Consider the following 15,109-nt stretch of genomic DNA (forward strand, 5'->3'; position numbering starts at 1 on the left):
TTTGTTCAGTAATTTATTCTGAATATTACACAAAAGTTAAACATCTGCGGAATTTTCAATCGAATAAGGCTGGTATAAGAGACATTTCATTGTCTCACTAGCAAAAAATAACCGATTTATGAGATAAATCGGTTATAATCAATCTATTATAGTAATTTTTTAGGATGTAGCGCCTCCACAGCTAGAACCACTTCCAGCAGTACAACCAAAACAATGTTGATTTACTAATATCTCTCGAGATTCTAATTTATTAAGATCGAATTCACTGATATGTTGAAGGTTTTCATCCTTTAATTTCATTTCAAGCATTTGATTAAAATCGCAATCATACAAATATCCATCCCAACTTATCGATATTGTATTTCTACACATCACATTAGCGGCAGCCATCGGATTATAGCTATCAATTAGTTTCTGCATGTATTGCTCGTAATTTCCACTATTGATCAAATAATCTAAATATCTACTAATAGGGAGATTGGTAATGGCATACAATTCGTTAAAAATGATACCAAAAGCATCAAACAGCTTTTTCTTAAATTCCTTTTGTAATGATTCTTGACTTCCCGGCATGAAGGCTCCACTAGGATTATGGACCAAATGCAACATCAATCCTGTCCCCTCTTTACCATAACCTACTTCATTTAACATTTGCAATGCTTTAATAGATTTATCGAAAACTCCATCTCCTCTTTGAGAATCCGTTCTTAAGCGAGTGAAATGAGGCATCGAACAAACTACTTCTACCTTATGCTTTGCAAAAAACTCTGGTAAATCATTATATTTTGGGTTAGCCAGAAAAATGGTAAGATTAGATCTTACAATCACCTTCTTATTAATTTTAGATAATTCTTCCACAAACCATCTAAAATCAGGATTCATTTCTGGAGCACCTCCGGTTAAATCTACTGTAGATATGTCAGTATCTTTAATAGCATCTATGCATTGCTGCATAGTTTCTCTTGTCATGATTTCTTTTCGATCAGGTCCAGCATCAACATGACAATGCCCACAGGTAAGATTACACATATAACCCACATTTACCTGAAAGATGTCAATCTTAGTAGGCTTTAAAGGGTCAAGGCCTGTTTCATTCAACTTGCTTTCAAAAGAAGTGAAGTATTCACCATTTTCTTTCGGTTGATTTAAGAAATCAAGTTGTTTCTTAGCATAGGATAATAAGTGTTGTCTTCTCTTAAGGGTAGCTAAAGTCATAAAATTACATTAAAAGTTCTTTGGTTTTATTCATCATTTGTACTCCATGTACGAGGGATGCTCCACCACGGATTGCAGAAGCCACATGAACTGCTTCCATCATTTGGGCTTCCGTAGCCCCTTTTTCTAGTGAACCTGATGTGTAGGCATCAATACAATAAGGACACTGCACTGCATGAGAAACTGCTAATGCAATTAACGCTTTCTCTCTTTCCGTAAGTTCACCTTCTTTAAATACTTCTCCATAATAATCGAAGAACTTCTTTCCTAATTCGGGTGAAAACTCACTTATATTTCCAAATTTTCTTAAATCATCTGAATTGTAATAATTCTTATTGCTCATAATCTTAATAATATTTTTTAGTACTAATTTGTTTAAACTGATTGAATGCTTACTTACGGCATTTCTTATTTAGCAGATGCCTATTATTTACATTTAAATCAATATCATAATTCAATTTTAATGACTAATATCATAATTATTAATCACTATCTGGCATTGAAGGCTAACTAATTCCAATTATGACTGTTAGATGACAAATCAATTAATCTGTTTCAACTAAATTAGTTTGAATGCTGAATAAATATAATTTCTAAAATCCAGTTTGGATTCTATATCGTTCATAGAGGACAAATTTACATGATGACGAAAAAAACTGCCATACTATTATTCAACAGAAGTGCGCATGAAGAGGCCAAGGCAAAAGGCTATCTTTCTGAGAAGAGTGCAACTAAGGCAGTAAAATTGATTCAGTATTTAAAAGATCAGACTCATCAAACTGCTCATAGAATAAATCTCCCTGTTTTAAATTTTGATAGTAAAAAGCAGAAAGGCGAAAATTTTGGAGCTAGAATTACTCATGCGATTAAAACCTCTTTTGAAAAAGGATATGATAATCTAATCATTATCGGAATTGATAGTCCGGGCCTAAATTACAGACATATTCATAAAGCAAAGTCAATACTTGAGACTACTGAAAAAACAATTTTAGGCCCAGCTCATGATGGAGGCGTTTATTTAATTGGCATCAATAAAAGTAATTTTTGTGAAGCAGAGTTCTTAAACTTAGCATGGCAAACAGAAGACTTACAACAAAGCTGGAAAAAAGTAGATTCAGATATAGAATGGCTAAATCCTTTAATTGATATAGACCAATTAGAGGACTTATTTGAATTTCTACCTAAATTTGACATTACATTAAGTCATTTCCATCAACTAATTTCTATAATTCTAAAGGTATTTAAACAAATTTACCTCCCCTTAAAAATAGATCTCTTAAGATCAATTTCTATCCTCTCATTTGGTTTTAGAGCTCCTCCTCAATTAGCTTAATTTCAGCTATAAAAAACTTATTAATCAATATGAGAATCATTTTCTCATTTTAAACCAAAACTAAAATGAAAAGAATTTTATTGGTAGCGATATTATGCTGCCTGTACACCTCCTTGTTTGCTCAAGAAAAAATAGTAAGCGGTAGCGTTTTTGATCAAAATACAAAAGAACCCATTCCAGGAGTAAATATTTATTTAAAAAACAGTAATCAAGGGACTACCTCAAGTCTGGATGGCTCATTCTCACTAGCAATAAAGAATGACATCAAAACGATTGTATTCAGTTTCATAGGCTATGAGCAAAAGGAAATCAATATCAATGATTACAATAAGGACCTAACCATTTATTTAAAAGAAAATGCTTTAGAACTATCTGAGGTGGTAGTAACTGCACTAGGATTTGAACGGCAGACTAAAAATCTCGGGTATCCAGTCCAGAAACTAGATAACAAGCAAGTATCAAATGTAAACACTCCAAATTTCACGGATAATCTAGCAGGAAGAATTGCTGGTGTAACCGTAAGTAGCGGAGTAACTGGGGTAGGATCCACTTCAAAAATTAACATAAGAGGAGAAGCATCCTTCACGAATAACAATCCACTTTTCATTGTAGATGGCACTCCTATTAACAATAATACCATTGTTAATAACACTACTGACTTAGCAGAAGGATTTCAAGAAATTGATTTCGGTAATGGGGCGATGGATATTAACCCTGATGATATTGAAAGTGTTAATGTATTGAAAGGACCAGCTGCTGCAGCCTTATATGGAACAAGAGCTTCGAATGGTGTGATCATAATTACTACAAAATCTGGAAAGAACACTTCAGGGCTTGGTTTAAGTATTAATAGTAGCTTTTTTTTGAAAGAAGCTTTTCAGCTCCCTCAATTTCAAAATGAATATGGTCAAGGCAATTCTGGTGAATTCGCATTCGGAGATGGCCTAGGTGGTGGAGTAAATGATGTAATCTCATATAGTTGGGGACCAAAATTAAATAATGGATATATAACTCCTCAATTTGATAGCCCCGTGACTCTACCAAATGGGCAAGTGGTTAGAGGTGGAGATGTGGCCGTACACGGTGGAACGCCTATTACTCCTACTGAAATGATTGCTTATCCTGACAATCTGAAAGATTTCTATCAGACGGGTTACACTTCCATTCAAAATATTGCGATCAGCAACAGCATAGAAAATGGAAATTACAGACTCTCCTTTACAGACTTAAGAGATCAATCTATAATCCCTGGAGTAAACTTAGATCGTAAAACCTTAAGGGCGAATGTAGGTTTTAATCCTACAGATAAACTGAAAGTCAATAGCCATTTTCAATACAGTAACTCATCTAGCGATAATAGACCCTCAAATGGATATGGTTCAGAAAATGTAAACTACTCAATTGTTGCATGGGGACCTCGATCTTTGGATGTAAATGCTTTAAGAGATTATTGGCAACCTGGACTAGAAGACATTCAGCAGTATTCCTTTAATTACACATATTTTGACAATCCTTTTTTCACCTTGTATGAAAACACTAACTCCTTTAATAGAGATAGAATATTTGGAAATATTTCAGCTCAATATCAATTCAACTCTAAGCTTAGCTTAATGATAAGAAGTGGCATGGATTATTCCGATGAATTAAGAAAATTTAAAAGAGCATTTAGTACCAATCGTTTTAAAAATGGAGCCTATGCCGAGCATGATGTTTTTTACAGAGAAATAAATACTGATGCAATTATAAATTACAATGACAATTTCGGATTATTAGGACTTGATTTTTCAATAGGAACTAATCGCCTTGATCAATTAGCCATTACACAGCAAGCTCAAGCTTTATCATTAGCACAGGCGGGTATTTTTAAATTATCTAATTCTGCAATACCGGTAGAAATTGATGATTTTGAAGCTCAAAAAAGAATCAATAGTATTTTTGGAGTAGCAAAATTAAGCTGGTCAAATTATTTGTTTACCGAAATTACAGCTAGGAATGATTGGTCAAGCGCATTAGCAACACCAGAATCAGTTGAAAACACTTCATTTTTCTATCCCTCTATATCCACAAGCTTTATACCTTCTTATTTGTATGATTTGCCAAATTTAATTTCATTTTTACAGCTGAGAGGAAGCTGGGCTCAAGTAGGTAATGATACAAATCCATACCAAACAGCGGGCATTTATAATTCAACAACTCCCTACATGGGACAACCTGCATTTAGTAGCCAGAGTACAATCCCGAATTCAAATCTGTTACCGGAAAGAAATACTTCTTTAGAATTCGGAACTGATATCCGCTTCTGGCAAGATAAATTGAGGTTTGATTTCACATATTACAATACCTTAACCGAAAATCAAATCATAGCCTTACCAGTACCTGTAAGCTCTGGTTATAATCAGCAAATTGTAAACGGAAGTAAAGTCAGAAGCCAAGGAATAGAAATCATAGCAGGATTACAAGCCTATAGAAGCTCTGATTTTAATTGGAATACAATATTTAACTTCAGTAGAAATGTTTCAATTGTTGAAGAATTACCCGATCAAGTAGATCGCTTAACACTCGCCTATTCTAGAATATATGACAGTGATAATCAAACCGTTTGGTATCAGGTTGAAGAGGGTGGCAGATTAGGTGATATGTATGGAACAGGCTATTTAAAAACAGAAGACGGTCAATTTATTTTAGATGAAAATGGAAATTTCATTGCTGACAATACACTTCAAAAGTTAGGGAATTATAATCCTGATTTCATACTGGGAATCTCAAATGATTTTCAATATAAAAATTTCAATGGTAGCTTTTTATTGGATTGGCGTCAAGGCGGAACTTTAGTTTCTAGGACTTTAGCTTTAGGTGGAGTTGGAGGTCAGTTGATTGAGACCATAAATCGAGATCAAAACATTGTTGCTGAAGGGGTTGTAAATGTTGGAACTGAAGAGAATCCTGTGTACGAACCTAATACTACAGCCATTAGTCCAGAAAGTTATTACCGACAATATTATGATAGAAATCATGAGGAGAATAATACTTATAATGCTAGTTATTTAAAGCTAAGACAACTCTCAATAGGCTACGATTTCCCTCAATTTAAATCCTCTGAAGCTCAATTAAGCCTTTCCTTAGTAGGAAGAAATTTATGGGCTTGGAGTGAAATCCCACACTTCGATCCAGAACAATTAGCCATTCAGGGCAATAATTTTGTAAGTGGCGTGGAAGACATGTCGTATGCGAGCAGCAGAAGCTATGGCATTAAAATATCCCTTAACTTTTAATCAAAGGCAAGATGAAAAATATTAGACTATATATCCTTTTCCCAGTTTTTCTTTTAATGGGTGCTTGTACTGATGATTTTCAGGAAATCAACACTAATCCAAACGCTCCTGTTAACATTCAACCAGAATTATTATTGCGTCAAGTAATATATGATTACGGAGAACAAATGTCATATGAAGGTTTTGTTGCAGGGAATTTATTGGGGCAGTATATGACTGCGATTGATTTCAATTTATTTGATAGACATGGTCTTAAAAACCCACAACTAGGTGGAAACCCATGGCCAATCATTTACAAAAATCTGTTAGACAATGAACAAATAATTCGAATAGCAGAAAGTTCAGAGACATTTAAAGTTTATGAAGGTCCTGCTTTGATCATGAAAGCTTATATGACTGCTGCATTAACTGATATATTTGGAAATGTTCCTTATACTGAAGCCTTAAATGGTCAAGAAGGAAATGTAACACCAAAGTTCGATGACCAACAAGAAATCTATTTAGGAGAAAATGGAATTCTTGATAATCTGGAGAGGGGAATTCAGTCCATCAAAAACTATGATGGTAATCTTACTTTAGGAGGAGATATTTTATTTGAGGGTGATTTAAATGCATGGATTCAATTTGCTAATTCACTTCGAATAAAAGCATTAATGAGAATTTCAGATCAGGTAAATATCAGTGAGGACCTACAAAGGATTTTTACAGAAGGAGATTTTATTAGTGATAACACTATGAATGCAACTTTCGATTTCACTGATGGAAGACCTAATAATTTTAGAATGGCTACTTTACGAGAGGGTGATTATAATCTATTTATCATGTCTGAAACCATGCAAGAGATATTGGAGAAATATGATGATCCTAGAGCTGAAATATTATTCAGGCCCGCAGTAAATTCAGGAGAATTCAATGGTTTAAGAAACGGTCCAGATGCATCTCAAATTTCGATTTCAGTAGCTGACTATTCTTTAAGTGGCAGTATATTCAGAACGAATACAAGTCAGTTAGATGCTAATTTCATGACCAGCTGGGAAACCCATTTTTTATTAGCTGAGGCAGCTTATAAAGGTTATATCAGTGCAGATGCTAAAGCATTATATGAAACCGCAGTTTCACAAGCTTATGAATACTGGCACACCAATTTACCAGATGATATTTTTACTACTGGAAATACCGCTTTTGGTGAAAATGGAAATGATCCATTACAACAAATAATTGAACAAAAATGGTTAGCCAATATTATTAATGGTTATGAAGGTTGGATAGAATGGAAAAGAACGGGCTATCCAGAGCTAAAAACGGTTACAGCCAGTTTTAATAACAATATAATCCCAGTTAGAATGCCTTACCCTAGCAATGAAGTCACATTAAATCAAGAACAGTTAGAAAAAACAAGTGGTAATCCATCTAATGACATTAATCAAAGAACATGGTGGGACATTGATTAGTACAAAATTCATATTCATTCATTAATACTATTAGTTTTGTGTTTATGCAAGATATTGAAATCTATCAATGGGGGCTGATAATCGTAAGCAGCCTCCTGTTTTTCTTTCTAGCTCCCTTTTCAAAAAAACCATCTGAATTTTTTAGTGCATTGTCTGTAAAAGGAAAGCAGCCCAATATCATTATGCTCACTAGCAGCTTGGTGATCTCTTGGATATTTGCTAAGTCAATAACTAATGCCGCTAATCTAGGACTCGAATATGGAATGGTGGGCGGTATTGCGTATGCTACTTATTATTTATCCTTTATAGTTGCTGGAATAATAATATATAAACTCAGAACGAAAGGTAATTTTAATAGCATTCATCATTTCTTAAGGTCGAAATTTGGTTCTAATGCAGTTTTGATTTTTTCCGTATTAATTGCCATCCGTTTATTCAATGAGGTATGGTCAAACACCATGGTAATTGGTAGCTATTTTGGAGAAATGGGAAGCCAACCTTATTACCTTGCTATAATAGTTTTTACTGCGTTAACATTAGCCTATACTTTAAAAGGGGGATTAAGAAGTTCACTTTTAACTGATGCTATTCAGATGGTGTTCTTTGGAATTTTACTGTTTGTTTTACTTAAGTTAATTATGACAGATGAATCCCAAAACATAAGCAACTATGTAAGAACTGGAGAATGGAATTTTGCTGGTGGCCTTGGTCTTTTATTAGTTGCCTTTTTACAAATTTTCAGCTACCCTTTCCACGATTCTGTTATGACAGACCGAGGATTTATTAGCCCTCCCAAGCAAACTTTAAGAAGCTTTATTGCAGCTGCAATCATAGGTTTTGTATGTATTACTCTATTTTCGTTAATAGGTATTTTTGCTCAATTTAAAGGTTTGAAAGGGCAAGCAGCAGTAGAAGTTGGTAAATATTTAGGTGTAGGAAGTATGTTTATGCTCAATTTTATCATGGTTACTTCAGCTGCATCAACTCTAGATTCTGCTTTTTCATCATTTTCAAAACTTAGCATTATTGATTTAAAACTTCAAAAGGTACCAACGGTTAAAATGGGAAGGATAGTCATGGTGATTTTAGCAGTTTTGGGTACAATTCCCATTTTTTTAAAGCCAACAATTCTTTCAGCTACAACTATTTCCGGTACCATGGTTTTAGGTCTAGCTCCGATATTCTTATTATGGTATTTGAAAGCCCCTAAATTATCATTTTACTTAGCCATATTTAGTGGGATATTAGTAGGTTTAATCCATGCATTCGATGTATTTCCTAAAATAATGATCTTAACTGAAGGTCCTTACGCTAATTTACTGTCAGCAAATATTTGGGGGAGTATTTTATGTTTTGTAGGATATATAATTCCCATACTCGTTTCAAATAATAAATCAAATCAAGTAGAAAGTATTAAAACAATATCATGAAAAATATAGGTGAAATAAAGGGTGAAATTATTGTTTTTGGTGGGGTTTACAGCAATCTACAAGCACTGGAAAGCTTAAAAGAATATGCAGATGCAAGAGACATTTCATCACAAAATATTTTTTGCACTGGTGATGTGGCTGGTTATTGTGCTCAACCCGAGGAATGTGTTCAGCTGGTTAAAGAATGGGGAATAAACTGTATAGCGGGTAATGTAGAATTGCAATTAGCATCTGGAGAAGATGATTGTGGATGTGATTTTGATGAAGGGAGTAGATGCGATGTATTTTCAAGACAATGGTATCCCTATGCCCAATCAAAGCTTTCAGAAAATTCTATTAATTGGATGAAAGAATTACCCGAACATATTTCATTCCATTATGGCGGTAAGAAAGTAGTGATGGTGCATGGCTCCTACACTGGCACTTCTGATTTTATTTTCAAATCAACTCCATGGGAGGAAAAAGAAAGGCACTTTAAAGCAACAAATGCTGATATTATTTTAGCTGGGCATTGTGGATTACCTTTTACCGATCAGAAAGACAGTATGAAATGGGTGAATGCTGGAGTAATAGGAATGCCTGCAAATGATGGTCAAACTTCCGTTTGGTTTATTGAATTAAATGAAAAACATGATGTAATACCGCATCAAATGGAATATGATCATATAAAAACCAATAAATTAATGGTAGAAAACTCGCTACCAGAAGCCTATGCCAAAACCTTGCTTAGTGGCATATGGGATAATTGTGAAATTTTACCTGAGGCAGAAACCAATTTGCAAGGCAAAATGATCCATTTCTAGTTAAGATGTTGGAAAAGCAAAGGTATTCTTATACTTTACAATTGTATAATATACATTTCAAACTATCATGCTTAAAATCAGCCTTAGAATCTTATTAGTTTTATTCATTGCACTTGTTTCTTTTTCCTTCTATTTATCTCCACGTTTAGGTGTTTTGATTCCACTGGGTAAAGAAACAAGAGATCAAACTATGTATCATTTAGCATTTGATACGCTTAGTACGAATCAGTTCGACATTAAGTATGTTGACCATAGCGCTGATTCTTTCTATACAGTTTTAAGAAATAAATATCAATTAGACACATTAACAAAGGATGCTGAAACTGATTTTGATAAAATATTAGCGGTTCAAAGCTGGGTTCAGGGCAGGTGGGAACACGATTGTTGTAATACTCCAGAGCATAATAATGCGCTTTATATATTGGAACAAGCTGAAAAAGGAGAAAGATTTAGGTGTGTTGAATATAGCACTGTTGCAAGACAGTGTTTGGCTTCGCTTGGCTTTAAAGTCAGAGGACTCGGTTTAATGACCAAAGACATAAGTGAAATTCAATCAGGTGGCGGTCACGTTGTAAATGAAGTATATATAGCTGACCTAAAAAAATGGATGTATTTCGATCCTCAATTTGGTGTAATACCCACTGTAAATGGAGAGCCGTTAAACGCTATTGAATTGCAATATAGAATTAAAAATAAGCTGGATTTTGATCTGATTAATCCAAACAAAACCACTACAAAAGAAGACTATATTAAATGGATAGGCCCTTACCTTTATTATTTCACCGTAAATTTAAACCAAGGGGGGATTGGTATTTGGGACCGCGTAGTGGGAAATAAGAAAAGTCTCACACTTTATTCAAAAGATGCGATACAACCTGCCTATTTTCAAAAAATATTTAGACTTAACACATCCTATTATACACATTCATTAAAAGATTTCTATCCTGAATTGTAAAGACCCTTTGAGTACAAAGTCAATACACCGATAATAAATCAAACCTAATTTTTGCAAGGGTTTTGATATCTGTCATTACCTTCTTACAAATGCAATTCTGTAGGTATTTTTAAATTTTTCACTCATTTATGCTCGTGCTAAAACCTGTCAGGTTTCTACAATTTAGAATTGCAAAATTATTATTTCCTCATCCATATAATTAAATGTAAACCTGACAGGTTTCCTTATTACAAAACATCGTTCGCTAAATTAGCCAATTCAGACCGTTCCCCTTTTTCTAGTGTAACATGGGCATATAATTCGTGGCCTTTCACTTTATCAATTAAATAACTCAATCCGTTGGACTGTGAATCTAAATAAGGCGTATCAATTTGATTTACATCACCCGTAAAAACGATCTTGGTGTTCTCCCCTGCCCTAGTGATAATCGTTTTCACCTCATGAGGAGTTAAATTTTGTGCTTCATCCACAATAAAGTAGATGTTTGATAAACTTCTACCTCTGATATAGGCTAAAGGTTGAATCATCAATTTCTCTTTATTTACCATATCGGTTATATTGATAAACTCTCGCTCATGCTCTTGGTACTGGTTTTGAATATACTTCAAATTATCCCATAGTGGTTCCATATACGGATTCAGCTTTGATTTCACATCACCAGGTAAATATCCAATATCCTTATTTGACAAAGGAACAATGGGTCTTGCTAGGTAAATCTGTTTGAAATTTTTCCTTTGCTCTAAAGCAGAAGCTAAGGCAATTAAAGTTTTACCTGTTCCTGCTACTCCTTGTAAAGTCATCAATTTAATTTCAGGGTTCAGTAAAGCATGAATAGCAAAAGCTTGCTCCGCATTTTTAGGTTTAATCCCGTAAGCTGAGATTTTATCTACTTTATCAATCTGATCTGTAACAGAATTATAAAAGCCTAAGGCAGAACTCTTATTACTCTTCAAAATGTAAAAGGTGTTATTCATTGGTTTTTTCTTTCCCAAAACATCTTTGGGATCGCAATGAAAAGTATCGTATAGTTGATTGATAGTATCTGAAGAAACTGTTTCTACTTGCTGTTTACCGGAATGTAAATCACTCACATCCTTTACTTTTCCAGTTTGATAATCTTCAGATCTTAAACCGCAACTTTTAGCTTTTAATCTTAAATTAATGTCCTTTGTGACTAAAATAATGGTTTTATCTTTTAGTTCTTCCTGCAATTGAACTGCACTACCTAAAATTTTATGGTCAGGTATATCTTCTAAAAATATTGGATTATCATTTTTAGATTCTTTTCTAGGCATTAATACTTTAAATACCCCTTTACTTTTTCCATTTAGCGGAATCCAATCACTTAATGAACGACCATCGGCCAATTTATCAATCATTCTTATAAACTCGCGAGCTTCAAAATTTTTGGTATCGTTGCCTTTTTTAAATTGATCGAGCTCCTCCAAAACAGTAATTGGTATTGCTACATCATGCTCAGCAAAATTCATTATTGAGTCATGCGAGTAAATTATAACTGAAGTATCTAGAACAAATACTTTCTTTTCTTTCTTAGCCTTCGCCATATATTTTAAAGTTGAATAAATACACAATCAATTTATAAAATATTCAGAATCGACAACTATAAATAATAGCATTTCTTCAGAAAATATTTATAACTAACAGAATATCAATCTATAATAAAACATTTTAACTTTACTTAAATTATAGTAAGGTGATTTGCATATCTTCTTGGTGATATGATAAAACCTATAAAATGGTAGAAATTGTACCCAAAAATAGAAGAGAACCGTATATCAAAATATCTACCTAACAATCGTAAGGAAAAACAAAGAATTCATTAATTTTGAACTAGGAAACGAAAAAAGATTAGAGCATGAGTGTTAAGACTGCCAAGAAGACTAAATCCAGTATATCCAAAGACATTTTAGAGAGAGCATATCGATTAATGCATACAGCCAAAAGGATGGCTGAGCTTTATGATGAAAACAAAGCAATTGCATCAAAATATGTTCATAGTACTTCTCGAGGACATGAGGCTATTCAATTAGCAGCCTCTATGCAGTTAAAGCCAATAGATTTTTTGGCTCCTTATTATAGAGATGAAAGTATTTTATTAGGAATTGGTATGGAGCCTTATGAATTAATGCTTCAGCTGATGGCTAAAAAGGATGACCCATTTTCTGGTGGAAGAACCTATTACAACCACCCTTCTTTAAAAAGAGAAGGAATGCCAACCATCCCACATCAAAGTTCAGCCACTGGGATGCAAGTTATCCCAGCTACAGGTATGGCGCATGGTTTAAAATTTAAAGAAGAACACGGATTAGGAGCTGAAGGAGAAAAACCAGTAGTAGTTTGTTCATTGGGTGATGGTTCTGTTACAGAGGGTGAAGTAGCAGAAGCTTTTCAAATGGCCGTTCTGAAAAACCTCCCTATCATTTATCTAGTACAAGATAACGATTGGGGGATTTCCGCAACAGGAAAAGAAATGAGAGCCATGGATGCTTATGAATATGCTGCTGGATTTAAAGGCTTGAAGAGAATGCAGGCTAACGGATCAGATTTTGCTGATTCTTACGCTAAAATGGCCGATGCTATCAAATATGTAAGAAATAGAAAAGGACCTGTTTTACTTCATGCAAACTGTCCTTTATTAGGTCATCATACTTCTGGTGTAAGAAAAGAATGGTACAGAGGCGAGGAAGATTTAGAAATCCATGCAATGGGTGACCCTATTCCAAAATTCCATAGCTACTTGATGGATAATGGATATGATGAGAAGTTTCTAAAAGAACTCGAAGAAGAAGCGATACAAACTGCTAATGATGCCTTCCAAAAAGCGATTGATGCTGAAGATGTTGATCCTGCTGATGTTGAATTACATGAGTTTGCTGAAAGTCCAATCACCGAGGAAAAAGGTGAACGTAAACCTAAAGGTGCTGAAAAATCAGTTATGGTGGATGCCGCCTTGCATGCCATGGATGATATCTTGAAAAACAATCCTGAAGCTTTATTTTACGGACAAGATGTGGGTGGAACACTAGGTGGTGTATTCCGTGAGGCCGCTAACCTAGCTAAAAAGTATGGTGATGGTAGAGTATTTAATACTCCTATTCAAGAAGCCTACATCATAGGAAGTACTGCGGGTATGTCAGCCGTTGGAGCTAAACCAATTGTTGAAATCCAATTTGCAGATTACATCTGGCCAGGTATTAACCAGCTGGTAGAAGAGCTATCTAAATCATGCTATCTATCGAATGGTAAATTCCCTATTCAATCCTTAATCAGAGTACCTATTGGAGCGTATGGTGGCGGTGGCCCTTACCACAGTGGTTCTGTTGAATCAACACTACTTACGATAAGAGGAATCAAAATTGTGTATCCTTCTAATGCTGCAGATATGAAAGGCTTGATGAAAGCTGCCTTTCATGATCCAAATCCCGTGGTAATGCTGGAGCATAAAGGTTTATACTGGTCGAAGGTACCTGGAACAGATGGTGCTAAAAACCATGAGCCTGATGAGGATTATATTGTTCCATTAGGAAAAGCTAGAATTGAACAGGAGGCTGATCAAGACATGATTGATAATGGGGAGAGTATGACTATTATCACCTATGGAATGGGAATCTATTGGGCTAAGGCAGCAGCTGAAAATTTTGAGGGACAAGTCGAAATTGTGGACTTAAGAACCTTAAACCCGTTAGATTGGGAAACTGTGAAGGAAAGCGTAGAAAGACATGGAAGAGCTCTAGTACTAACAGAAGAACCCTTACTGAATTCTTTTGCTGAATCTTTAGCCGGAAGATTAAACCAACATTGTTTTGAAAAATTAGATGCTCCAGTTAGAGCTTATGGCGCATTGAATTTACCAGCTATTGGTTTGAATGTAGAATGGGAAAAAGCTATGCTTCCAAATGCTGAGAAAGTGGCTGCTCAGATTGAGGAGATATTGGGGTATTAGATGAGGACTGAAGGGTGTTTGAAGTTGGATTTGAGGTATTGGGTGTATTCTACATCGGATTGCTTATTATGACTAGCTCACTAGGAGCGTCATTCCTGCGGAGTCAGGAATCTTACTTAAATAAGCTTAATCCAAGATATTCTAATTTAATATTATCGCATGATGAATGTTAGTGTCAGACGACAGTCAGACGCTAACATTTTTTTGTCTGACTGTCGTCTGACAATATTTTTCTATTACCATCTCATCACAATTAGCAATCCTTTCTGTACCAAACAAAAAAGCACTTACATTTCTGCAAGTGCTTCAATAAAAGAAATTTATACTCAATTTATTCTTGATCTTCATCGGCAGCTAGGCGTATAGATAAACCATCCATATCAGGATGTAATCGCAATTGACAAGCTAAACGACTGTTAAATTCAGCATTAGGCAATATATCCAACTGATCCATTTCTTGATCTCCGGGCTCATTTAAAGCATCCATTCCCTCCTCTACTTTTACATGACAGGTAGCACATAATGCCATGCCTCCACAAGTAGCTAAAATTGGATATTCATTCGCTTTCAGGAATTCCATTAAACTTAAGCCCATATCAGTAGGTGCTTCAAGTTCTTTTACTTCACCTGAATAATCCTGAACTTTAATTTTTATATCACTCATACTTAAAATTAACTAGACCTGT

At 34.6% G+C, this 15,109-nt stretch carries 11 protein-coding genes; 7 read left to right on the forward strand and 4 right to left on the reverse strand.

What is annotated here, in order from left to right; translation table 11 throughout:
* Positions 1-159: 159 nt before the first annotated feature.
* Together arsS and QYS48_RS01760 are read right to left on the reverse strand one after the other, a co-directional pair.
* Positions 160-1,215, reverse strand: coding sequence for an arsenosugar biosynthesis radical SAM (seleno)protein ArsS (gene arsS / locus QYS48_RS01755; protein ID WP_308357275.1), 1,056 nt, complete (start codon positions 1,213-1,215; stop codon positions 160-162).
* A gap of 4 nt (positions 1,216-1,219) precedes the next feature.
* The gene (locus tag QYS48_RS01760; protein WP_308357276.1) at positions 1,220-1,558 is read right to left on the reverse strand and encodes an arsenosugar biosynthesis-associated peroxidase-like protein; all 339 of its coding nucleotides are present in this window, start codon (positions 1,556-1,558) and stop codon (positions 1,220-1,222) included.
* A 297-nt stretch (positions 1,559-1,855) separates the two neighbouring features.
* On the opposite strand from QYS48_RS01760, the gene QYS48_RS01765 reads away from it, so the two are divergent.
* The 6 genes from QYS48_RS01765 to QYS48_RS01790 all read left to right on the forward strand — a co-directional run bounded on the left by QYS48_RS01765 (position 1,856) and on the right by QYS48_RS01790 (position 10,459).
* Entirely contained in the window at positions 1,856-2,548 is a 693-nt protein-coding gene (locus tag QYS48_RS01765; RefSeq protein ID WP_308357277.1) for a DUF2064 domain-containing protein, read from the forward strand.
* Positions 2,549-2,613: 65 nt separating this feature from the next.
* A complete protein-coding gene (locus QYS48_RS01770) occupies positions 2,614-5,820 on the forward strand; it encodes a SusC/RagA family TonB-linked outer membrane protein (RefSeq protein ID WP_308357278.1) in 3,207 nt (1,068 codons plus the stop codon).
* A gap of 11 nt (positions 5,821-5,831) precedes the next feature.
* Positions 5,832-7,271: a SusD/RagB family nutrient-binding outer membrane lipoprotein gene (locus tag QYS48_RS01775; protein ID WP_308357279.1), complete on the forward strand. Its 1,440-nt coding sequence runs from the start codon at positions 5,832-5,834 to the stop codon at positions 7,269-7,271.
* 44 nt (positions 7,272-7,315) lie between these two features.
* Positions 7,316-8,701, forward strand: coding sequence for a sodium:solute symporter (locus QYS48_RS01780; RefSeq protein ID WP_308357280.1), 1,386 nt, complete (start codon positions 7,316-7,318; stop codon positions 8,699-8,701).
* Positions 8,698-9,504: a metallophosphoesterase family protein gene (locus tag QYS48_RS01785; RefSeq protein ID WP_308357281.1), complete on the forward strand. Its 807-nt coding sequence runs from the start codon at positions 8,698-8,700 to the stop codon at positions 9,502-9,504. Before QYS48_RS01780 ends, QYS48_RS01785 begins: the two co-directional genes overlap by 4 nt.
* Before the next feature lie 67 nt (positions 9,505-9,571).
* Complete coding sequence (locus QYS48_RS01790) at positions 9,572-10,459, forward strand: transglutaminase-like domain-containing protein (RefSeq protein ID WP_308357282.1); 888 nt, start codon at positions 9,572-9,574, stop codon at positions 10,457-10,459.
* Between the two features lie 227 nt (positions 10,460-10,686).
* Here QYS48_RS01790 and QYS48_RS01795 read toward each other — a convergent pair whose 3' ends face one another.
* Complete coding sequence (locus QYS48_RS01795; RefSeq protein ID WP_308357283.1) at positions 10,687-12,024, reverse strand: PhoH family protein; 1,338 nt, start codon at positions 12,022-12,024, stop codon at positions 10,687-10,689.
* A gap of 311 nt (positions 12,025-12,335) precedes the next feature.
* Between QYS48_RS01795 and QYS48_RS01800 the strand changes: the two genes are divergently transcribed.
* Complete coding sequence (locus QYS48_RS01800) at positions 12,336-14,423, forward strand: thiamine pyrophosphate-dependent enzyme (RefSeq protein ID WP_308357284.1); 2,088 nt, start codon at positions 12,336-12,338, stop codon at positions 14,421-14,423.
* 331 nt (positions 14,424-14,754) lie between these two features.
* Here the strand turns inward: QYS48_RS01800 and QYS48_RS01805 are convergent, their stop codons facing one another.
* A complete protein-coding gene (locus tag QYS48_RS01805) occupies positions 14,755-15,087 on the reverse strand; it encodes a 2Fe-2S iron-sulfur cluster-binding protein (protein WP_308357285.1) in 333 nt (110 codons plus the stop codon).
* Positions 15,088-15,109 lie beyond the last annotated feature (22 nt).

Source organism: Marivirga arenosa (assembly GCF_030503895.2).
Classification (GTDB): Bacteria; Bacteroidota; Bacteroidia; order Cytophagales; family Cyclobacteriaceae; genus Marivirga; species Marivirga arenosa.